Source organism: Enterococcus sp. AN402, from assembly GCF_040719405.1.
Taxonomy (GTDB): Bacteria; Bacillota; Bacilli; order Lactobacillales; family Enterococcaceae; genus Enterococcus; species Enterococcus faecalis.
The window spans coordinates 2,133,858-2,156,755 of record NZ_JBFDTM010000004.1 but is presented as its reverse complement, the minus strand read 5'-3'; the positions used below and the strand labels follow the sequence as shown (position 1 = coordinate 2,156,755).

The following is a 22,898-nucleotide window of genomic DNA, read 5'->3' as shown; positions in this document are numbered from 1 at the left end:
CTTTTAAATAGATGGGGAAGTCATTTGTTAAGAATTATTTTTTCCATTCTGATACTTGGTCTTTATGTGAATCAACCCAATCGCGTGCAGCTTCTTGTGGGTCTTTGCCTTCGTTAATTTCTAACATGACAGATTCCATATCCTTAGTTGTCCAATGGAAATTATCTAACACTTTGTAAGCTTCTGGTTGATCTTCTTTTAGGCCTTGGCGAGCCATTGTGTGAATCGCTTCTTCGCCGCCCATAGTGCCTTTTGGATCAGCTAAATATTTTAAATCATATTTTGCAAACATCCAGTGAGGAGACCAGCCAGTAATAACGATGTCTTCGTTGTTTTTAATTGCTTGTCCTAAGGCGACAGTCATGGCACCTGATGAAGAAGTTTCAACAGACCAATCTTTCAAATTAGGATAAGCTTCTTTAGTTTTCTCTGCTGCTGCAACAACACCAGCCCCAGGTTCAATTCCAGTAATCTTTTTCCCAGCTTGATCAGATAAATCTTCGATAGAATCAACATCCATATAAGAAGGGACGACAATTCCTAGCTTCGCACCTTTAAGGTTTTCACCAAGGTCGTCTAATTTATCTTTATATTGTTTATATTGCTCTGCGTGTGTTCCTGGTAGCCACGCACCAACCATGGCATCTGTTTCACCTTTAGCTACAGATTCCCACATAATTGCGTTATCTAAAGGAGTCGTTTTAACATCATACCCCATATCTTTTAAGACTTCGGCAACAACATGTGTGGAGGCTACTTCGGTATCCCATTCCACATAAGAAAGGGAAATTTGCTTATCATTTGTTGTTGTAAAAATTGAAGCACCAACTAAGCCAGCGACAATTACAACAACCGCTGCAATAATCCCATATTTTTTCTTTTTAGAGGTGGCACCAGCTGCTTTAGGGGCTGCTTTTTTATTATTTAAATGTTGAGTAAAACGGTCAATGATAATCGCTAAAATAACTAAAGCCACACCATTTACGAAACCGTTCCCGACTTGTGCACGTTGTAAAGCGGAAAGGACGCCACGTCCTAATCCAGGCGCACCAATCATTGAAGCAATAACTACCATTGATAGAGCTAGCATGGTTGTTTGGTTAACACCAGCCATAATCGTGTTTTTGGCTAAAGGTAATTCTAATTTGAATAATTTTTGCCAGCCAGTACTACCGTAAGAATCAGCTGCTTCAACAAGTTCATTTGGCACTTGTCGAATTCCTAAGTTCGTAAAGCGAACGGTTGGTGGTAAAGCGAAGATAACAGAGGCGAAGACCCCAGGAACCATACCAATTCCGAAGAATGCAACGGCTGGAATCAAGTAAACGAAACCAGGCATTGTTTGCATGAAGTCCAAAATCGGTGTAATAATACTCTTGGCTTTTTCACTTTTCGCCATTAAAATCCCTAGTGGCACACCAATGATAATGGAAATAACACTAGAAAGTAAAACTAACGTAACGGTACTCATTAAATCGTTCCATAAGTTTTGATTATAGATAAACATTAAGCCGATAAACGTGAATAAACTTAAGCCAATTTTTTTATTAGAAATAAAGAAAGCAGCAATCGTTAATAGCACAATCAGCACAAGTGGTGGTACGGCTGTTAGTAAGGCAGTAATGTTGTCCATTACACTTTGACCAATTGTTTGTAAAAAGCTGAATAATCCAGCAAATGTTGAAGTTAACCAATCAGTAAAACTTTCAACCCAAGACGCGACAGGTAATTGATACTTATTCATGTTCGTTCACCTCTGTTTCTGCAAGTGCTTCAAGTACGCTACCACGGATGACCACGCCTAATAGTTTGCCGTTATCAGTCACGGCAAGAGGCGTTTGTGCATCATAAATCAGTGGGAAAATATCATTCACTAACATATCTTTGTCGATTGTTTGAATTTCTGGATCCACACATTCTACAAGAGAAGTCCCGTTTTTACGCGCTTCTAAAGCTTTTTCTGCGCGTACAACACCTTTTAGTTGGCGTTTTTTATCCACGGCAAGTAACATACTCACTTCTTCTTGACGCATCCGTTTTAAAGCAACAGTTGGGCCATCAATTTCAATGTTAGTAGTTAAAGCAGGTACCATAATATTTTGGGCAGTTAAGACTTTTGAACGATCCACATCTTCAACGAAGGTTCGCACATATTCGTTGGCTGGGTTGGTTAAAATTTCTTCTCCAGTCCCAATTTGCATAATTTGACCATCTTTCATCAAAGCAATCCGGTCGCCGATTCGTAAAGCTTCATTCAAATCATGTGTGATAAAGATAATGGTTTTTTTGACATTTTCTTGTAAATCTAATAGTTCGTCTTGCATTTCACGACGAATTAACGGATCAAGAGCAGAGAACGCTTCGTCCATTAATAAAATTTCTGGATCGTTAGCCAAGGCACGAGCAAGGCCGACACGTTGTTGCATCCCACCAGATAATTGACTTGGTAATTGGTCTTTAAAAGCAATTAAGCTAGAATTTTCTAAGGCTTTTTCAGCTTTTGCTTGGCGTTCTTCTTTAGGAACACCACGAATTTCTAAACCATATTCCGTATTTTCTAAGATAGTTCGATGGGGGAAAAGACCAAAGTTTTGGAAAACCATGCTCATTTTATTTCGACGTACTTCACGTAATCCTTCTTTATCTAAAGAAGAAATATCTTGTCCATCAATATAAATATTTCCTGAAGTTGGTTCAATCAAACGATTTAATAAACGAATTAATGTTGATTTCCCACTTCCTGATAACCCCATAATAACGAAAATTTCGCCTTCTTCAACTTCGAAATTTACATCATAAACACCGACTGTGGCACCCGTTTTTTCTAAAATTTCTGTTTTGCTTTTGTTGGCACGAATCATTTCAAGTGCCGGTTTGGTTTTCTTACCAAAGATTTTGGTAAGGTGATTTACTTTTACTTTTGGCAAATCATTGTTCCTCCTCAATAAAAAAAGTGACTACATCAGACTACTATAAAGTTGTCACTTTGTCAAATTAGATGAAAATCTTTCTGAAAATGAAGAAAAACAGTATTTTAACTAGGTTTTATAGTGGTTTTTTATGAAAAATAGAAATAATAAATAAAAAAAGTGACTATTTACCGCAAGATAAGTAGTCACTTTTTTGTTTAAGGATAAAAGAAATTCTGCACTCGTTGTAAGGTTGATTCGTCATGTCCAACAAAATAAAGTGTGTCGTTCAACGAAATCTTTGCATATGGACCAGGTGAGACCAGAAGCTCTTCTTTGTGTTTGATGGCGATAATCGTTGCCGAAGTGTTTTGCCAAAAATTCATTTCGCTAATCGTCGCCTCAAGATAAGCAGCTTCTTCTGTTAAAACTAATGAATAAGGATTCATTGGATTGAAAGAATCAAAACGCTTTGTTTGTTCAACAAGAGTATCTAGAATGCTAGAAAAATGAGTAAGTTCTTCTTTTTGTTTCGCTACGCTATCTAGCAATTCTTCTTTAATTTCAGCAATCGTTTGAACGTCTTGATATTGTGTCACAAAGTCCTGCGCTTTTTCTTTTGATGCCACATAGAAGCCGCTGCCGTGTTTGGCTTTAACGATTTCTAAATCGACTAAAACGATAATGGCTTTGCGGGCTGTTTCTGGCGACACTTGGTATTGGTTAGCTAGGGTGGAACGGGCATGGATTTTATCTCCAACATGTAATTTGCCTTCTGCAATTTTTTCCGCAACATCAACGGCGATTTGTTGATATTTGGGCTTCGTTAAACTGATTTTTTTGGAAGCCATAGTGAATCCCTCCGTTAATTGTTATTTTCCATTTCTTCTAATTCTAAACTGAAATTTTCCCATTGCTCAAGTAGTTCATCTTGTTGCTGACGAGCGTCATCTAATTGTTGGTTTAAAGCCAGCAACTCAACATGATTTTCTAGAATGTCTGGTTGACTCATTTGTGCTTCTAATTGTGCAATTGTCGTATCTAACTGAGCAAGATTTTCTTCGACTTGTGTTATTTTTCTCTGCAAAGTACGGAGTAATTTTTGTTGCTCCTTGTTTTGATAAAAGGTATTTTTGGCTGTAACTGGTTCGGGTTTTTTCGCCGCTTCTTCATTAGCTAAGAGGGCAGCGATTTCTTCTTCCTCTTGTTTCTTTTCTAAATAATAATCATAGTCGCCTAAATAAAGTTTGCTGCCTTTTTCAGAAAGCTCAACAACTTTTGTTGCAATTCGATTGATAAAGTAACGGTCATGGGAAACGAAGAGGATGGTTCCTTCATAATCAATCAGCGCATTTTCTAAAACTTCTTTATTATCGATATCCAAGTGGTTGGTTGGCTCATCGAGAATCAAGAAATTGTCACGATCCATCGCTAATTTTGCTAATGCCACACGTGCTTTTTCGCCACCGCTTAATAAAGGAATCGTTTTTTCAACATCGTCTCCACTGAAGAGAAAGCCGCCTAAAATACTTCGAATCTCTTTTTCAGGTGTGGTTGGGTGTTCATCCCATAATTCCGCTAAGACCGTTTTATTGCCATGTAAATTGGCTTGCTCTTGGTCATAGTAACCTACAGAAACATTGGTGCCAAAAGTTTTACTTCCTTTAATGAAAGGAATGCGATCAATAATTGATTTCAAGAGAGTAGATTTACCAATTCCGTTCGGTCCGACTAAGGCAATGGCTTCTTTGCGACGAATATCCAAATGAATAGGTTCGGATAAAATATGTTCTTGGTCGTAACCAATGGCGGCATCTTCGACTTGTAAAACAACATTTCCCGAGACTTTTTCACTATCGAAAAGAAAATGCGCCGATTTTTCATCTCCTTGAGGTCGGTCTAAACGGTCCATTTTTTCTAATACTTTTCGGCGACTTTGTGCACGTTTCGTTGTAGATGCACGAACCAGATTTTTGGCAACGAAATCTTCTAACTTATTGATTTCTTCTTGTTGCTTTTCATACGCTTTCCATTCACTGGCTAATTGTTCTGCTTTTAACTCTAAGTATTTGGAATAGTTTCCTTTGTAGTGAGTCATTTTTTTGCGGCTCAGTTCATAAACTTCATTAACTACCTTATCTAAAAAATAACGATCGTGGGAAACAATCAATAGGGCGCCGGCATAGCTTGGCAAATAAGATTCCAGCCAAGAAAGCGTCTCGATATCTAAGTGGTTTGTAGGCTCGTCCAGAATTAAAATATCTGGTTTTTGTAAAAGCATTCTCGCTAATGCAAGCCGGGTTTTTTGACCACCAGATAAGGTTTGAATATCTTTCGTGTAAAAGGATTCATCGAAGCCAAAGCCGTGAAGGACTGAGCGAATTTCATTTTCATAGCCGTAGCCATTTTTTTCAGAAAACGTATGTTGCAATTGATCGTACTCTTTTAAAATTCCTTCATAAACGGAAGTGGTTGGCTCCATTTCACTAATTTTGGTTTCTAATTCTCGCATACGCTGTTCCATTTCTAGGATGTCAGCAAAGGCTTTTGTCATTTCATCCCAAACGGTTTTATCTGATTCTAAGCCGGTATTTTGAGCTAAATAACCTAACGTAGCAGTTTTATTTTTGGCAATGGTTCCGCTATCGGGAGCATCAATGCCTGCAATGATTTTTAAAAAAGTCGATTTTCCAGCACCATTACGACCAACTAAGGCAATCCGACTTTTTGTTGCAATTTCTAAATGTATGTTTTCAAACAATGTTTCCGAGCCAAAATGCCGGGCAACTTGATTTGCTTGTAATAAAATCATCAGTAGTCCTCATTTCTAAATTCATTGCCCTTAGTGTAGCATAAAATCTGCTAAAATAGCACGTATCAAAAAATGCTTTGTGAAGGTTTATACCTTTTATCACAAACTTTTGAAGAAAAATGCTATTTTTGAGCCATAGAATTGCTTTTTATTGTGAAAAACTGCTATTATGTTAATGGATAAGATTTAAGTGAAAGTATTGGAGGTCCAATTGTGAAAGATCAAGTTATTCCAAAAGCAACGGCGCGACGCCTTCCTTTATATTATCGCTACTTAAGAATGTTACATGATACAGGAAAAAATAAAGTCTCATCAACTGAATTAAGTGAAGCGGTACAAGTAGACAGTGCGACTATTCGTCGTGACTTTTCATATTTTGGTGAATTAGGTAAACGTGGGTACGGCTATGATGTTGAAAACTTAATGAACTTTTTTGCAAAAACATTGAATGAAGATGAGTTAACCAATGTCGCATTAATCGGGGTTGGTAATTTAGGAAGTGCTTTATTAAAGTACAAATTCCATCAAAGCAACAGTATTCGTGTAAGTTGCGCATTTGATGTGAATGAAGATATTGTGGGACGCATTGTTGACGGTATTCCGGTTTATCCAATGGAAGATATGATGGAACAAATCCGTGTTCAACAAATCGAAGTAGCTATTTTAACTATTCCAGCTCGCAAAGCACAAGAAGTTGTAAACAAACTTGCCGAAGCAGGGGTTAAAGGAATTCTAAACTTTACGGCTGCGCGTTTAGTAGCGCCACCTGAAGTATTAATTCAAAATGTTGACTTAACCAACGAATTACAAACATTAATTTATTTCTTACATCATGACAACGAATTGATTGACGAAGAAGAATAAGCAAAAGAAAAGGGCCTAGTCGTTTAGACGAAGGCCCTTTTCTTATTGAATTGTACCATTATGCAAAAGTAGTTGAACAATAATCACAATCGTATTCATGCCACAATGGGCAATAATTGAGGTCCAAATTTTTCCAGTTTGCTTGTACAAAAGAGCAAAGAAAAATCCCATAAAGAAATAAACAAAAAAGTGACCATCGGCATGTGCGAGTGAAAAAATCGCCGAACTAACAGTAGCCGCAATCCAGAAATTTGTAAAAGGCTGGATTAAATGGATAAATGCATAACGAAAGACGAATTCTTCCATAATCGGGCCACCGATAGTAGTTGCCAAAATAAATAAAGGATTTGCCAAAATCACCGCTACAATAGCTTGTGTATTTTGAGAAGTAGCTTGTTCTCCTGTGATGGCTACTTCAATGGCAAAAGTAACCCCTTGAATCAGCATGGCAATGAAAATCCCACTAACACCTAGTAAAAAAATAAAAATAGGTGATTTCAAGGTTGCTGTTTCCTCTAAAGGAGAAGGTTCTGTTGTTTTTAAAAAGATGCCAATCATTACAAGGGCACCAATAATGTAGAGAGCAGTTGTCACATTAATCGCTGCATTGGGAGAAATACCCGAAAAAAGTAACGGCCCGAAAAAAGCGATAATGTATGTGACTAAAATAAATAAACTTGATTTTCTTAAGGTCATGGTTAATCCTTTCTATAATTATTTTTTACGATTATTGCGATATCCTAATAAAAGAAAAACGAATAAGAAAAAGAAAAGAGATTCCCAAAGTGTCGAAACAATTCCTTCTGTGACACTGAAAACAAGATTTCCTAAATTCGCTATCACAAAATAAACGAATGTTGCTATTAATGCTGTAAGTAAACGTTGTTTCATTTTATTCGCCTCCAATCGTAGTCAATTTATTTTACCATGAATTAAAGGATTGGAAAAACATTCCATGAAAAAAGAATACTCAATAAAAAATGCGTATCTTATAATTGACAAGAAAAAGAGAGAAAAGACTTGCATTTTTAGAGTGAAATGAGTATTATAAATAGTGTGAGTTAGCACTCTTGTGTATCGAGTGCTAAAATAAGCGAAAACTTTTTATTTGGAGGGATTTATTGTGTTAAAACCATTAGGCGATCGCGTCGTAATTAGAGTCGCGAAAGAAGAAGAAAAAACTGTTGGAGGAATTGTTCTTGCATCCGTTGCAAAAGAAAAACCACAAACAGGTGAAGTTATCGCAGTAGGTGAAGGTCGTGTGCTTGAAAATGGCACAAAAGTTCCGATGGAAGTAAAAATTGGTGACACAGTAATGTTTGAAAAATATTCAGGAACAGAAGTGAAATACGAAGGCGTAGAATACTTAATTGTATCAGCCAAAGACATTATTGCCACTGTTGAATAATAAACAACTTTTACAGAATAATATAATAGAAGAAAAAAATTATGAGGTGAAGAAATCATGGCAAAAGAGATTAAATTTGCAGAAGATGCACGTGCAGCAATGCTACGCGGAGTAGATGTATTAGCAGATACAGTGAAAGTGACATTAGGCCCTAAAGGTCGTAACGTTGTTTTAGAAAAATCATTTGGTTCACCATTGATTACTAACGATGGAGTAACAATTGCTAAGGAAATTGAATTAGAAGATCATTTTGAAAACATGGGCGCAAAATTAGTTTCAGAAGTTGCTTCTAAAACGAATGATATTGCTGGTGACGGAACAACAACAGCGACTGTTTTGACACAAGCCATTGTTCGTGAAGGCTTAAAAAACGTAACTGCTGGAGCTAACCCATTAGGTATTCGTCGTGGGATTGAATTAGCAACAAAAACAGCAGTAGAAGAATTACACAATATTTCATCTGTAGTTGATTCAAAAGAAGCGATTGCACAAGTCGCTGCTGTTTCATCAGGTTCTGAAAAAGTCGGCCAATTAATTGCCGATGCAATGGAAAAAGTTGGTAACGACGGCGTAATTACCATTGAAGAATCAAAAGGGATTGAAACAGAATTAGATGTGGTTGAAGGAATGCAATTCGACCGCGGTTATTTATCTCAATACATGGTTACTGACAACGATAAAATGGAAGCTGTTTTAGAAAATCCATATATCTTAATTACCGACAAAAAAATCTCAAATATTCAAGATATCTTACCTTTATTAGAACAAATTCTACAACAAAGCCGTCCACTATTGATCATTGCGGATGATGTTGATGGAGAAGCTCTACCAACATTAGTATTGAACAAAATCCGTGGTACATTTAATGTTGTCGCAGTAAAAGCGCCAGGATTTGGTGACCGACGCAAAGCGATGCTTGAAGATATTGCTATTTTAACAGGTGGTACAGTAATCACTGACGACTTAGGATTAGAGTTAAAAGACACAACTATTGAAAACTTAGGAAATGCTAGCAAAGTAGTTGTCGACAAAGATAACACAACAATTGTTGAAGGTGCTGGTTCAAAAGAAGCCATTGATGCCCGCGTTCATTTAATTAAAAACCAAATCGGCGAAACAACGTCTGATTTTGATCGTGAAAAATTACAAGAACGTTTAGCTAAATTAGCTGGCGGGGTTGCTGTCGTTAAAGTCGGTGCTGCAACTGAAACAGAATTAAAAGAATTAAAATTACGAATTGAAGATGCGTTAAACGCAACACGTGCCGCTGTAGAAGAAGGCATGGTTTCTGGTGGTGGTACTGCACTTGTCAATGTAATTGGTAAAGTCGCTGCGCTAGAAGCTGAAGGCGATGTGGCAACAGGGATCAAGATTGTCGTTCGTGCATTAGAAGAACCAATCCGTCAAATCGCTGAAAATGCTGGTTATGAAGGATCAGTGATTGTTGACAAACTAAAAAATGTTGACTTAGGTATTGGATTCAATGCAGCTAACGGTGAATGGGTAAACATGGTTGAAGCCGGTATTGTTGACCCAACAAAAGTAACTCGTTCTGCCTTACAAAATGCAGCTTCTGTGTCAGCTTTATTATTAACAACTGAAGCAGTTGTTGCAGACAAACCAGAACCAGCTGCACCAGCTCCTATGATGGATCCATCAATGGGCATGGGCGGTATGATGTAAAAATAAAAAAGTATTCTAAAAGCTTACGATTGAAAAATCGTAAGCTTTTTTTTACATAAAGAATAAATAATCTAAATAATATCTTTGCTTGTAGTGTTTTCTCAAATATTTACTCATTTAACAAAAAAGATGATAATTTAAAGGTTTCGTTTTAGCTAGACAGCCTTGTTTTTATTCGATAAAATTTAGTAATAACAATCATTTTTTGAAAACTAGTAGTTGGTAATTTTTATTTATTAATAGAATATAAATAAAAATTATTATATTTTGAAGGGGAATATTAGGAAGATTGAGGTGGAAAAATGGAAAAATATACAATTGGTGTCGTTCCTTTGACAATTGAAACAAAAGAATACTGCCAAAATTGGTTTGTTAGTAATCAAGTAGAATGTCAGATCATCCAAGGAACAAATATACTTCTTCATTTGCACCATATTGATGGATTAGTGATTGAAGTTACTGACCACCAGCAAGTAAATACTTGTTGTGAGTTATTAATGACGATTCGCAAGCAGTCAGATTTACCGATTTGGTTATTTTCTCGGACAGAAGTAATTAGTAAAGTCAATCGAATTATTTATTTACAATTAGGTGCAGATGGCGTTTTTGATCATTCTTATGATCGTCAAGAATGCATGTTAAGCATGAGTAATTTATTGCAACGTGTAAAAAGACGTTTTTATCCTAAATTAGCTATTGCAAACGAGGAACAAACAGTTACTAAGAATCTTTCTGAGAGATTGTATTTAATTGCGCCAAATTTGAGTGTTTGCTTGGGAAGTGGAGAAGAAATTCTTTTAACAAAATTGGAATTTTTCACAATAGAGTATTTATACAAACACGCAGGACAAACAATTACATATGAAGAACTCTACAAAAATGTCTGGAAAGATACTGCGAATGAACGAAAATATCGTGTCGCTAATGTGATTTTCCATTTGCGTAAAAAAATTGAACAAGATGTGAACAAACCACAATATATCAAAACAATTCGCTCAAAAGGCTATATGTTAACGGTGTAAAAGGTACGAAGGAGGAGAAACAAATGTGGCAATTTTTGACTAAAAACAATGAAGATGAGGAGTATGAGAAGATGCCGGATTTTGAAAATGAACAATCGATGAAAGCACAACCAACGGTAACAGAAGAAGCAAGCTTTGATGACGAGGTTGTTTATGCAAAAGAGCAAGCTGCAAAAGTTAAGCAGGTCCAGCAACAAGTGCCGACTGAACTGTCAGAAGAATCATTTTCTTTTGTTGAAAAACTAGAAGAAGAAAATCAACTATATCAGCAATCCATTAAAAAGCTAACGGAGCAATTATTAATGCAAACCAATGAAGTGGAAGCATTACAAAAACAAGTAGTCGAAAAAGATGTTCAACTTAAACATGTTAAAGAAACATTAAGTGATAAAGAAACAACTATCACTTCTTTACAGAAACAATTGTCTGAAGAAAAGATGCAACAGAGACAGACCAGTGAAGAGAATTTAGACACAGCCGTTACGCTTTCTCAAAAAGAAATTGGCGAAGTGTTATTAGAAGCCAAACGTCAAGCAAAAGAAACAATTAGTCAAGCCAAACAACAAGTTGCAACAGTTCATGAAGAAATGGAACAACGTTTAGCAACTTTAACACGCATGAAGCAAGTGGCAAGAGAGTACCAAGCTTATTGTGAACAAATGCTGACAATCAAGAATGAATCAACAGGAACGTACCAACAGATAGAGCAGTTATTAGCAGAAATAAAGAGGTAAATGAAGGAGAAATGCGATGAAAAAAAGAAAGGCAAGATATTTGAAGTTGGTATGTATTGGAATTTTAGGGATTTATGCGGGCGCCAGTTACTACAATTCGGAACCATTAATCGCTCAAGAAGAGACCGAAACGAGGGACGAAAGTCGACAGCTATCGCTGGAAGAAAAAAGAGCGGACCAAGCCAATCAAGATCAAGGAACCCTTACTTCTTCAACGCTGAACGAAACAATAATAAGTTCGTCTGAACAACAAGAAAGTTCAACACAAAATGACAGCGGTGACCATCAGGAAAATAATGTGGAACCTTCAGAATCTGAAAATAGTTTACCGCCACAAGAAAAGCCAATTGCTAGTACTAAACTAACCGAATCGTTACAAAGTGAGCAACCAGCGTCTGAAGAGCGTAAAGCACTCACTGAAAAGCCGCCTCATAATCAGGAACCACAAAATTCTACATTAACTGAAAAGACCAAAGAGCCGTTGGTACATTCAGAGATAGACAATAGTCAAGAAAAGGAAAAGCAAGCAGGAATTCAACAACAAGCCGAGGCAAATTTTGTTGTCCAAGGGAATGCTTCTACTTCTGAGTTTATTAGAAAAATTGGTGAAGAAGCACGAGTTATTGGTCAGCAACATGATCTATACGCTTCTGTCATGATAGCTCAAGCTATTTTAGAAAGTGGCTCGGGCAATAGTGCGTTAGCGGCGGCGCCAAATTATAATTTGTTTGGCATTAAAGGAGCTTACCATGGTCAAAGTGTCAGCTTTCCCACACAAGAAGATGATGGTAAAGGGAAGATGACCACCATTCATGCCGATTTTCGTCAGTATCCATCTTATAAAGAGTCATTAACAGACTATAGTAAATTAATCATCAATGGGCTGGCGGGGAATCCGACGTTTTATCACGGCGTTTTGAAAGCAAACACGACGAATTATCAGCAGGCAACAAAATTTTTAACAGGTCGTTATGCAACGGATACATATTACGATAAAAAATTAAACGCGTTGATTGAAACCTATCAATTAACTGAATACGATCAAGAAAAGAAGAAACCAGTAGTGACTAATTTGGCAGAAGAAAAGAAACCTTCGTTTGATAAGGAAGCAGTCAAAGAACAGCTAAAAAAAGAAGCAGTCGTCTATGAAGTAAGCAAAGGAGATTCTCTCGCCACCATTAGCCAGACGTTTGGTGTGTCAGCAACAGCCATTTTAAAACAAAATTCAAAGACTCAAGAAATGTTTTATATTGGCCAAAAAATCACGATTCCTCAGCATACAGCGGCGACTTCTCTAGAACCGAAAGAACAAGCGTTACTTCAATCACTAATAATCAGTAAATCGGTGACTAATGCTTTGAAAACAGCAGAGCAATCAAATGGTAAAGCGAATGACTCAAAAACAGAGTCTACTGAGTATTATGAAGTAAAAAGAGGAGAGACACTCGCAAAAATTGCAAAAAAAACGGGCTATTCCTTAACCGCCCTCAAGCAGACAAATGACTTAACGTATTCTGTATTAACCGAAGGACAAACGATAGCACTTCCTAAGCTAAAGGACTGATGCTGATTTAACTTATTGGTTGATGGAGTCATATATTATTAGACGAAGAGAAGAGGAGAGTTCATCCATGGATGAACTTCTCCTCTTCTCTTACTATGTTTTTCATAAATACCTTAATAAATAGTAAAATTAGCAAGAGAATTGTGTCTTTACACAAAATAGATAGGTTTTCTTGCCGAAGTTTGATAAAATGATTAGTTGAAAGGATGCGTGAAAATTGAAAGAATTATTTCGTAAATACCGAGAAGTACTGGCTTATTTATTTTTTGGTGGTGCAACGACGGTCGTCAACTTAGTTGTATTTTTTGTTTGTCAAAATGTGTTAGGGCTGGATTACAAGATAAGTAACACAATTAGTTGGTTTTTATCTGTTCTATTTGCCTTTTTCACGAATAAATATTGGGTATTCGCAAGTAAGCATGAAAGCATAGCTGGTTTTTTTAAAGAAATGGGCTTATTTTATTGGTACCGAATTTTATCTTTTGTGGCTGATATGGGTTTAATGATTCTCCTAATTGATGGCATTCATTTTTCATCATTTTGGGCGAAAATGATTACACAAGTTGTAGTAGTGATTTTAAATTATTTCTTCAGTAAATTTTTCATTTTTAAAGAAAAAGAGGTCTAAGCAGATTTTAGGCTAAAAAAAATTTTTTTGTTATAATATAAACAAGTTTTTAATACAAAGAATAGAGGTAGAAAACGATGGACTATACATATGCAGATGATAGTTTGACATTGCATACAGATATGTATCAAATCAATATGATGCAAACATACTGGGAATTAGGGAGAGCAGATTTACATGCTGTTTTTGAATGTTACTTTAGAGAGATGCCCTTTAATCATGGCTACGCAATTTTTGCAGGCTTAGAACGTTTAGTCAATTATCTCGAAAATTTAACGTTTACAGAATCTGATATTGCATATCTCCGAGAAGTTGAAGAATATCCAGAAGATTTCTTGACGTATTTAGCAAATTTTGAATTTAAATGTACTGTACGCTCTGCTTTAGAAGGGGATTTGGTTTTTAATAACGAACCGTTAATTCAAATTGAAGGTCCTTTGGCACAATGTCAATTGGTAGAAACTGCCTTGCTAAATATGGTGAATTTTCAAACATTAATTGCGACAAAAGCGGCTCGAATTAAATCCGTGATTGGCGATGATCCTTTATTGGAATTTGGAACACGCCGAGCACAAGAATTAGATGCTGCCATTTGGGGCACAAGAGCCGCCTATATTGGTGGGGCGGACGCGACAAGTAATGTTCGTGCTGGTAAAATTTTTGGTATTCCGGTTAGTGGGACTCATGCCCATTCATTGGTTCAGTCGTATGGAAATGATTATGAAGCATTCATGGCGTATGCCAAAACACATCGGGATTGCGTTTTTCTTGTTGATACGTATGATACTTTGAAAGCGGGAGTGCCAAGCGCAATTCGAGTAGCTCGAGAAATGGGTGATAAAATTAATTTCCTAGGCGTGCGGATTGATAGTGGCGATATGGCTTATATTTCTAAACGAGTTCGTGAACAACTGGACGAAGCAGGCTTTACTGAAGCAAAAATTTATGCATCGAACGATTTAGATGAAAATACGATTTTGAATCTAAAAATGCAAAAATCAAAAATTGATGTATGGGGCGTGGGTACCAAGCTGATTACCGCCTATGATCAACCGGCTTTAGGAGCGGTGTTTAAATTAGTTTCAATTGAAGGTGAAGATGGTCAAATGAAAGATACCATTAAACTATCTAGCAATGCTGAAAAAGTGACAACACCAGGAAAAAAACAAGTCTGGCGCATTACACGTAAATCTGATAAAAAGTCAGAAGGGGACTATGTGACACTTTGGAACGAAGATCCTCGCCAAGAAGAAGAAATTTATATGTTCCATCCCGTTCATACCTTTATTAATAAGTATGTCCGTGATTTTGAAGCACGGCCAGTACTCCAAGATATTTTCGTTGAAGGAAAACGTGTGTATGAATTACCAACTTTAGATGAAATTAAACAATATGCAAAAGAAAATTTAGATTCACTTTGGGAAGAATACAAGCGGGACTTGAATCCGCAGAAATATCCAGTGGACCTTTCAACAGATTGTTGGAACCACAAAATGAATTTATTGGAAAAAGTGCGTAAAGACGTTAAACATTTAACGGAAACGGTGAATAAGGAGGCCTAGAAATGACAACACTTCAAGAAAAAATCATTCAAGAGTTAGGTGTTTTACCGACAATTGATCCAAAAGAAGAAGTTCGTAAAAGTATTGATTTTCTGAAAGCTTATTTAACTAAACATCCTTTTTTAAAAACCTTTGTCTTGGGAATTAGTGGCGGACAAGATTCAACATTAGCTGGTCGCTTAGCACAATTAGCGATGACTGAAATGCGCGAAGAAACAGGAGATATGTCGTATCAATTTATTGCGATTCGCCTTCCATACGGTGAGCAAGCAGATGAAGCTGATGCACAAGCTGCGCTAGCCTTTATCCAGCCAGATGTTTCTTTACGAGTGGATATTAAACCAGCAGTGGATGCAATGGTTGGTTCGCTAGAAAACGCTGGCGTTCAAATTAGCGATTTTAATAAAGGGAACATGAAAGCACGTCAACGTATGATTACACAATATGCAGTAGCTGGCGAAAATGCTGGCGCAGTAATTGGCACAGACCACGCAGCCGAAAATGTGACAGCTTTCTTCACCAAATATGGCGATGGCGGAGCGGATATTTTACCGTTATTTCGTTTAAATAAGCGCCAAGGAAAAGCTTTGCTGAAAGAACTTGGGGCACCAGAAGCCTTGTATCTAAAAATACCAACAGCTGATCTAGAAGATGACAAACCGTTAGTTGCAGATGAAGTTGCCTTAGGTGTCACGTATGATGCCATTGATGACTATTTGGAAGGCAAAAAAGTCTCGGAAACAGATCAACAAACAATTGAAAACTGGTATAAAAAAGGACAACACAAACGGCATTTACCCATTACAATTTTTGATGATTTTTGGAAATAAAAACACAGACCATCGGCGAATGAACGATGGTCTGTGTTTTTTTTACATAACTACTTTTCAGAAAGTAAACGTTGCTACAGCAACTATCCTATGATAATGAAAGTCGTTTTCATTTAGGCGTTTTCACTTTCTTTTTCAAAACAGAAAAGGTACGCTCAATAATGTAAAGTGAATGATGGGAGAGAAAAAGAGATGAAGCATGTAACAAAATTGGGGATTACAATTATAACAGGAGTTTTGGCATTATTATTTGAATTTATTTTACATCAGCCGAATTGGGCGTATGGCATTATTTTAATAACAGGTTCTGTAATGGCGTTAATGATGTTCTGGGAAATGATTCAAACCTTACGTGAAGGAAAATATGGTGTCGATATTTTAGCGATTACCGCTATCGTTGCAACCTTAGCTGTGGGAGAATACTGGGCCAGTTTGATGATTTTAATTATGTTGACTGGTGGTGATTCATTAGAAGACTATGCCGCTGGAAAAGCTAACCAAGAGCTGAAGTCATTATTGGATAACTCGCCACAAAAAGCTCATCGCTTGAATGGCGAAAATTTAGAAGATGTTTCTGTTGAGGAAATCAATGTTGGCGATGAATTAGTAGTAAAACCAGGGGAACTAGTTCCAGTTGATGGCTTGGTAAAAACCGGGACATCAACAGTCGATGAATCTTCATTAACAGGAGAATCAAAACCAATTGAAAAAAATCCTGGGGATGAATTAATGTCGGGTTCCGTGAATGGTGATGGCTCTTTGAAAATGGTTGCTGAAAAAACTGTAGCCGACAGTCAATATCAAACGATTGTGAACTTAGTGAAAGAATCTGCGGCGCGTCCAGCTCATTTTGTACGTTTAGCAGACCGCTATGCGGTACCTTTTACACTAATTGCCTACTTAATTGCAGGTGTTGCTTGGTTTGTTTCAAAAAGTCCGACACGTTTTGCGGAAGTCTTAGTGGTTGCTTCGCCGTGTCCTTTAATTCTATCTGCCCCAATTGCTTTAGTGGCAGGGATGGGTCGTTCAAGTCGTCATGGGGTCGTTATTAAATCGGGAACGATGGTCGAAAAATTAGCTTCTGCAAAAACGATTGCGTTTGATAAAACAGGCACGATTACGCAAGGACAACTTTCTGTTGATCAAGTCCAACCAATCAATGCTGAAATAACTGCTGCTGAATTAGTGGGATTGGCAGCAAGCGTGGAACAAGAATCAAGTCATATTTTAGCTAGATCAATTGTTGCTTATGCCAGAAAGCAAGATGTCCCATTAAAAAATATTACAGATCTAGCGGAAGTTTCTGGTGCTGGCGTGAAGGCATTTGTGGATGGTGCTGAGATACGGGTAGGTAAAAAGAATTTTGTGACACAAGAGTCTCAAGAAACTGAAAAAATTGATAAAACGACTATTCATATTTCACGTAATGGCACATATTTAGGCCGAATTACTTTTACAGACACTGTACGCCCAGAAGCAAAAGAGACTATGGAAAAATTACACCAATTACATCTTCAACGAATTTTAATGCTGACGGGGGATCAAGAATCCGTCGCAGAAACGATTGCTGCAGAAGTAGGAATTACCGAAGTACATGGGGAATGTTTACCACAAGATAAATTAACTATTCTAAAAGAATTGCCTAAAGAAAATCATCCAGTCATCATGGTAGGAGATGGTGTAAATGATGCACCTTCGCTTGCTGCTGCAGACGTAGGTATTGCTATGGGCGCTCATGGAGCTACTGCGGCTAGTGAAACTGCTGACGTTGTTATTTTAAAAGATGACTTAAGTAAAGTCAGCCAAGCGGTCGAAATTGCCCAAGATACCATGAAAATTGCCAAACAATCTGTATTAATCGGAATTTTTATCTGCGTTTTACTAATGTTAATTGCTAGTACCGGGATTATTCCAGCGCTAATCGGGGCTATGCTACAAGAAGTTGTGGACACTGTGTCAATCTTATCTGCTTTGCGAGCTCGTCGAATTGGCAAGTAAGGTGGAACAATTAATTGCCTGAATGTCCAGCTTAGTGGTAAAATAAAGGTACGTTTTTAATATTAATAAGTTACAGGGGAGAGATTGTGCAATGAAAGGAAACCAAATAGATGGGCAACCAGTCACGGAAGAACAACTATTAAAAGAAGGCTACCGTAAATATACTGGGAAAGGAATTGATATCTTTTATAATAAAGATATTTGTGAACATATTGGTAATTGTGTTCGCGGAAATCCAGAAGTCTTTGAAGTTGGTCGGAAACCATGGATTATTCCAGATAACGGAAGTGTTGAAAATGACATGATTGTAGTTGATTCATGTCCAAGTGGCGCTCTAAAATATATTCGGAAAGCAGGGAACGAGTATGCAAATTAAAGAAGAAAACAATCGTTTTGCTCTATATAACGATGAAAACCAAGAAATTGGTGAAATGACTTGGTCAGATGCTGGCGAAAGCATGATGATTATTGACCATACGTTTGTTGATCCAACTTATCGTGGACAAAAATTAGCTGAAAAACTTGTTTTAGCCGGTGTTGAAAAAGCGAGAAAAGAGCATAAAAAAATTATTCCGCTATGTCCATTTGCCAAAAAAGAATTTGATACTAAACCTGAATACGGAGACGTATTGAGAAAATAAAGAAGAAACTAGCAACAGCCGCAAGTAGAAATCTGATTCCTACTTGCGGCTGTTGCTATTAGAGACAAATAGGGAAAGACATTAAATTTCACTGGTGTTTACAGATAAAATATGCTACATTAAAGTAGATGAATTTCGCATATTTGTATAAAAAGGAGAATTAACGCATGTATAATCTAATCTTAACGTTGGTCATCATCTTATCTGTTTTAATCGTCATTACTGTTATGATGCAACCAAGCAAACAAAACAGTGCAGCAAGTGCCTTCACTGGCGGTGCAGATAAATTATTTGGGAAGCAAAAAGCGCGCGGTTTTGAAGCTGTTATGCAACGCTCAACAGCAGTTCTTGGCGCAATTTGGATGATTTTATTATTTGTTTTGGCGTTCTTATCTTCAAAATAAGTACGTAATCTTTTAAAATGACAAGTTTAGAACAGAGAGATGAGTGCGGACACTTATTTTTCTGTTCTTTTTCTTTCTGAAAAAGTCTTTGAAACTTATCATTTCGGAAGGTTTTCTTTTGAGAATATGATAGAATGAAGCTGAGGTGAGCGAAGTGGCAAAAAAAATCAATTTACCGAAGCCGTTATTTTCAGAAAAAGGAAAACGGGCGGTCCTTTTATTACACGCTTATTCTGGCAGCAGTAATGATGTACGGATGTTAAGCAGACGTTTAGAAAAAGAAAATTATACTGTCTATTCGCCTAATTTTTCAGGACATGGCACGCTAGTTCCTGAAGATATTTTAGATCAAACAACGGAACAATGGTGGCAAGATACACAAGAAGCAGTCGCTTTTTTGAGAGAAAGAGGTTACCAAGAAATTGCCATTTTTGGTTTATCAATGGGCGGGATTTTCAGTATGCATGCATTAACGGAACAATTAACAGGATTAATTGGTGGTGGATTTTTCTGTTCACCTATCTACCCTGTCGAAAATAAAGTCCCAGAAAATTTCGTATTATACGCAGAAAATGTGATGAAAATCGCAGAAGTTCCTGCAGAGGAACAACAAAGCCGGTTGCAATCGATTGAGCAACGAGTCAAACAACAATTAGGAGCGATTGAAACGATTGCTAGTCAGACGGCTGACAAACTAAACAAAATCCACGCACCTCTTTTCTTAGCGCAAGCTGGCAAAGATGAAATGATTGAGCCAATGGGCGTCTATCAAACGGCCCAAGCGCTAACACAAGCACGTGTGACCTTACAATGGTACCCAAACAGCGGACATGTCATTACGGTGAGTGGAGAACACAAACAATTAGAGCAAGATGTGGTGCAATTTTTAGCAACACTACCTTGGAATGAGGAGAAATAATGACAAAACAAACAATTAAAGAGCAAATTTTACATTTCATGGAAAGCCAAAAAAAGAAAAGCTTTTCAATGGAAGAAATTGCACAAGGCTTGAATTTAGAAAAAAGTTCAGATTTTAAAATTTTAGTGCAAACCATTGCACAAATGGAACGAGAAAAGTCAGTTAGTTTCAACAAAAAAGGCAAAGTCCTGTTACCAATGAAAGACTTATTAATAGAAGGAACGTTTCGTGCAAATGAACGAGGCTTTGGTTTCGTGACCATCGATCCTGAAGAACCAGATGTTTACATTCCTAAAGAGGCAACGAACTTTGCAATGGATGGAGATACGGTTTTAATCGACGTGATCCAACATGCGGATCCTTTTTCAGATCGCGGCGCAGAAGGTAAAGTCAAAGAAATTAAAGAGCGAGCAGTGAGCCAAGTTGTCGGAGAATTTGTGGCATATAGTGAAGAAGAAATGGCAGAAATGGGACTGTATGGCTACATGATTCCCAAAGATAAGAAATTGAATCAGTATACTGTATCAATTGCACCTGAAGGGATTAAGCCAGTAGATGGTAGCATTGTCATTGCTGAAATTACCTATTATCCAGATCAAGAATATCCAACGAGTATGGAAGGACTAGTCAAACAAGTGATTGGTCATAAAAATGATCCAGGAATGGATATTTTATCAATCGTGGTGGCTCATGGAATTCCCACAGCATTTCCTGATGAAGTTTTGGCTGAAGCGGACCAAGTACCAGAAACTATTGCAGAAAGCGATTTAGTCGGTCGTCGGGATTTACGTGATCAGTTGATTGTGACGATTGATGGAGAAGATGCGAAAGATTTAGATGATGCAGTAACGGTACAAAAGTTAGCAAATGGCAATTTCTTTTTAGGGGTGCATATTGCAGATGTTTCTTATTATGTAACTGAAGGAAGCCAATTGGATATGGAAGCGTATGAACGTGGTACAAGTGTCTATTTGACAGACCGAGTTGTGCCAATGATTCCGCAGCGATTATCAAATGGGATTTGTTCGCTAAACCCACATGTTCCACGTTTAACCATGAGTTGTGAGATGGAAATTACACCAGAAGGAGAAGTTATTTCGCATGAAATTTTCCAAAGTGTAATCCAAACAACGGAGCGAATGACCTATACAGCAGTCAATGAAATTTTAGAAGAGCAAAAACCTGAAACGTTAGAACGCTACAAAGAACTAGTTCCCATGTTTAAAGAGATGGGTGAGCTGCACCATATATTAGAAGAGATGCGTATGCGCCGTGGTGCGATTTCTTTTGAAGATCGTGAAGCCAAAGTCCTAGTTGATGAAAATGGTCATCCCAAAGATATTCTTTTACGCACGCGTGGTGTGGGTGAACGATTAATTGAATCCTTTATGTTGGCAGCGAATGAAACTGTGGCGCGTCATTATCATGACTTAAAACTGCCATTTATTTATCGGATTCATGAACAACCAAAAGAAGAAAAAATGCAACGTTTCTTTGACTTTGCTGCAGTACTTGGCATTCTTGTTAAAGGAACAAAAGAAAACATTTCACCGAAAGATTTACAAAAAGTTTTAGAGCAAGTTGAAAATAAGCCGGAAGAAGTGGTTATCAATACGATGTTGCTAAGAAGTATGCAACAAGCGAAATACTCAGAAGACAACTACGGACACTATGGGTTGGCTGCTGAATATTATACGCATTTCACTTCACCAATACGTCGTTATCCAGATTTAATTGTGCATCGTTTGATTCGCAGCTATAGCCAAGATCAATCTGAAAAAAATCAAGAAAAATGGAACGAAGCATTACCAGAAATTGCCAATCATAGTTCAAGTATGGAACGTCGCGCAGTTGATGCAGAGCGTGAAGTGGACGCCATGAAGAAAGCCGAATTTATGGTAGATAAAGTGGGAGAAACGTATGACGGGATTATCAGCTCAGTCACAAAATTTGGTATCTTTGTGGAACTGCCTAATACAATAGAAGGCTTGATTCACGTGAACAACTTAAAACAAGATTATTTCCACTTTATTGAAAATCATATGGCGTTAGTTGGTGAACGGACGGGAATGACTTTGAAAATTGGTCAGAAAGTTCAAATCCGTGTTGAAAAAGCTGATCCAGAAACAAGAGAAGTTGATTTTGAATTGATTTCAGCTGAGGAAGTCGCGCCAGTCGAAGGACCAAAAGGACGTAAAAAAGGCAAAGCCAATTCTTCAACTCGTTCAAATAATCAACGAAGAAATAAAAAAGATGAATCATTTGATGGTAAGAAAAAGAAAAATAAGAAAAAAGGCAAAGGCAAAAAACAACTTTTTTATAAAGAAGCAATGAAACAAAAAAATAAAAAAGGGAAAAAGAAGAAGTAGAGGAGGTCGCTTATGCCAAAAGGGGAAGGAAAATTAATCGCACAAAACCGCAAAGCTAGACATGATTATTCAATTATCGATACGGTTGAAGCTGGGCTTGTTTTACAAGGAACAGAAATCAAATCTATTCGAAATGGTCGTATCAATTTAAAAGATGGTTTTGCACGAATTCGAAACGGAGAAGCCTTTTTGTATAATGTTCATATTAGTCCATATGAACAAGGCAATATTTTTAATCATGACCCATTACGTACCAGAAAATTATTATTACACAAAAAACAAATTAATAAGTTAATCGGCGAAACCAAAAATACAGGTATCACATTAGTACCTTTGAAGGTCTATATTAAAGACGGCTATGCCAAAGTTTTGATTGGTTTAGCTAAAGGGAAAAAGCAGTACGACAAGCGTGAAGACTTGAAACGTAAGGAAGTTGACCGACAAATCAGCCGAACATTAAAAAATAACCGACGTTAAAAATGTAAATTTATTCTTTTTCGCATATTTGCTTGCCTTTCTTCGGATTAGGTGTAAAATCTGGTAAGTGTTGA

Annotated in this window: 22 protein-coding genes; 16 read left to right on the top strand and 6 right to left on the bottom strand. The window is 37.2% G+C overall.

The features are described from left to right. Positions 1 to 34: 34 nt before the first annotated feature. The 4 genes from AB1I62_RS11820 to AB1I62_RS11805 form a co-directional block, all read right to left on the bottom strand. Positions 35 to 1,744: an ABC transporter permease/substrate binding protein gene (locus AB1I62_RS11820; RefSeq protein ID WP_002384135.1), complete on the bottom strand. Its 1,710-nt coding sequence runs from the start codon at positions 1,742 to 1,744 to the stop codon at positions 35 to 37. Beyond that, entirely contained in the window at positions 1,737 to 2,927 is a 1,191-nt protein-coding gene (locus AB1I62_RS11815; protein WP_002388977.1) for a glycine betaine/L-proline ABC transporter ATP-binding protein, read from the bottom strand. The genes AB1I62_RS11820 and AB1I62_RS11815 overlap by 8 nt, the downstream gene beginning before the upstream one ends. A gap of 200 nt (positions 2,928 to 3,127) precedes the next feature. Then, positions 3,128 to 3,760, bottom strand: a complete 633-nt coding sequence (locus AB1I62_RS11810) for a GntR family transcriptional regulator (RefSeq protein WP_002356525.1) — start codon at positions 3,758 to 3,760, stop codon at positions 3,128 to 3,130. 14 nt (positions 3,761 to 3,774) lie between these two features. Beyond that, entirely contained in the window at positions 3,775 to 5,721 is a 1,947-nt protein-coding gene (locus AB1I62_RS11805; protein WP_002368879.1) for an ABC-F family ATP-binding cassette domain-containing protein, read from the bottom strand. A 213-nt stretch (positions 5,722 to 5,934) separates the two neighbouring features. On the opposite strand from AB1I62_RS11805, the gene AB1I62_RS11800 reads away from it, so the two are divergent. Further along, entirely contained in the window at positions 5,935 to 6,585 is a 651-nt protein-coding gene (locus AB1I62_RS11800) for a redox-sensing transcriptional repressor Rex (protein WP_002356528.1), read from the top strand. A gap of 42 nt (positions 6,586 to 6,627) precedes the next feature. On the opposite strand, the gene AB1I62_RS11795 is transcribed toward AB1I62_RS11800, so the two are convergent. Then, positions 6,628 to 7,281: a CPBP family intramembrane glutamic endopeptidase gene (locus AB1I62_RS11795; protein WP_002362272.1), complete on the bottom strand. Its 654-nt coding sequence runs from the start codon at positions 7,279 to 7,281 to the stop codon at positions 6,628 to 6,630. A gap of 18 nt (positions 7,282 to 7,299) precedes the next feature. Beyond that, positions 7,300 to 7,476, bottom strand: coding sequence for a hypothetical protein (locus AB1I62_RS11790; RefSeq protein ID WP_002356530.1), 177 nt, complete (start codon positions 7,474 to 7,476; stop codon positions 7,300 to 7,302). A 232-nt stretch (positions 7,477 to 7,708) separates the two neighbouring features. Between AB1I62_RS11790 and groES the strand changes: the two genes are divergently transcribed. The 15 genes from groES to smpB all read left to right on the top strand — a co-directional run bounded on the left by groES (position 7,709) and on the right by smpB (position 22,824). Further along, on the top strand, positions 7,709 to 7,993 hold the full coding sequence (gene groES, locus AB1I62_RS11785) for a co-chaperone GroES (RefSeq protein WP_002356531.1): 285 nt from the start codon (positions 7,709 to 7,711) through the stop codon (positions 7,991 to 7,993). Positions 7,994 to 8,050: 57 nt separating this feature from the next. Further along, positions 8,051 to 9,676 (top strand): chaperonin GroEL, encoded by a 1,626-nt coding sequence (gene groL / locus AB1I62_RS11780; RefSeq protein ID WP_002362559.1) that lies wholly within the window; start codon positions 8,051 to 8,053, stop codon positions 9,674 to 9,676. 302 nt (positions 9,677 to 9,978) lie between these two features. Then, positions 9,979 to 10,698, top strand: a complete 720-nt coding sequence (locus AB1I62_RS11775; protein WP_002356534.1) for a winged helix-turn-helix domain-containing protein — start codon at positions 9,979 to 9,981, stop codon at positions 10,696 to 10,698. A gap of 23 nt (positions 10,699 to 10,721) precedes the next feature. After that, positions 10,722 to 11,432 (top strand): hypothetical protein, encoded by a 711-nt coding sequence (locus AB1I62_RS11770; RefSeq protein ID WP_002407220.1) that lies wholly within the window; start codon positions 10,722 to 10,724, stop codon positions 11,430 to 11,432. Positions 11,433 to 11,448: 16 nt separating this feature from the next. Further along, the gene (locus tag AB1I62_RS11765) at positions 11,449 to 12,996 is read left to right on the top strand and encodes a glucosaminidase domain-containing protein (protein ID WP_104859484.1); all 1,548 of its coding nucleotides are present in this window, start codon (positions 11,449 to 11,451) and stop codon (positions 12,994 to 12,996) included. Between the two features lie 217 nt (positions 12,997 to 13,213). After that, positions 13,214 to 13,624: a GtrA family protein gene (locus tag AB1I62_RS11760; protein WP_002356537.1), complete on the top strand. Its 411-nt coding sequence runs from the start codon at positions 13,214 to 13,216 to the stop codon at positions 13,622 to 13,624. 77 nt (positions 13,625 to 13,701) lie between these two features. After that, positions 13,702 to 15,186, top strand: a complete 1,485-nt coding sequence (locus AB1I62_RS11755) for a nicotinate phosphoribosyltransferase (RefSeq protein WP_002356538.1) — start codon at positions 13,702 to 13,704, stop codon at positions 15,184 to 15,186. A 2-nt stretch (positions 15,187 to 15,188) separates the two neighbouring features. After that, the gene (nadE, locus tag AB1I62_RS11750) at positions 15,189 to 16,016 is read left to right on the top strand and encodes an ammonia-dependent NAD(+) synthetase (RefSeq protein ID WP_002356540.1); all 828 of its coding nucleotides are present in this window, start codon (positions 15,189 to 15,191) and stop codon (positions 16,014 to 16,016) included. A gap of 168 nt (positions 16,017 to 16,184) precedes the next feature. Then, on the top strand, positions 16,185 to 18,014 hold the full coding sequence (locus tag AB1I62_RS11745; RefSeq protein ID WP_164978394.1) for a heavy metal translocating P-type ATPase: 1,830 nt from the start codon (positions 16,185 to 16,187) through the stop codon (positions 18,012 to 18,014). 91 nt (positions 18,015 to 18,105) lie between these two features. Next, a complete protein-coding gene (locus AB1I62_RS11740; protein ID WP_010710643.1) occupies positions 18,106 to 18,390 on the top strand; it encodes a (4Fe-4S)-binding protein in 285 nt (94 codons plus the stop codon). Next, positions 18,380 to 18,655, top strand: coding sequence for a GNAT family N-acetyltransferase (locus AB1I62_RS11735; RefSeq protein WP_002356545.1), 276 nt, complete (start codon positions 18,380 to 18,382; stop codon positions 18,653 to 18,655). Before AB1I62_RS11740 ends, AB1I62_RS11735 begins: the two co-directional genes overlap by 11 nt. A gap of 167 nt (positions 18,656 to 18,822) precedes the next feature. Further along, positions 18,823 to 19,059 carry a preprotein translocase subunit SecG gene (gene secG / locus AB1I62_RS11730; protein WP_002356546.1) on the top strand — a complete coding sequence of 79 codons (237 nt, stop codon included), beginning with the start codon at positions 18,823 to 18,825 and terminating at the stop codon, positions 19,057 to 19,059. 145 nt (positions 19,060 to 19,204) lie between these two features. Further along, the gene (locus AB1I62_RS11725) at positions 19,205 to 19,978 is read left to right on the top strand and encodes an alpha/beta fold hydrolase (protein ID WP_002384145.1); all 774 of its coding nucleotides are present in this window, start codon (positions 19,205 to 19,207) and stop codon (positions 19,976 to 19,978) included. After that, positions 19,978 to 22,347, top strand: a complete 2,370-nt coding sequence (gene rnr / locus AB1I62_RS11720; protein ID WP_104859486.1) for a ribonuclease R — start codon at positions 19,978 to 19,980, stop codon at positions 22,345 to 22,347. The genes AB1I62_RS11725 and rnr overlap by 1 nt, the downstream gene beginning before the upstream one ends. A 12-nt stretch (positions 22,348 to 22,359) precedes the next feature. Then, entirely contained in the window at positions 22,360 to 22,824 is a 465-nt protein-coding gene (gene smpB, locus AB1I62_RS11715) for an SsrA-binding protein SmpB (protein ID WP_002356550.1), read from the top strand. Positions 22,825 to 22,898: the final 74 nt, after the last annotated feature.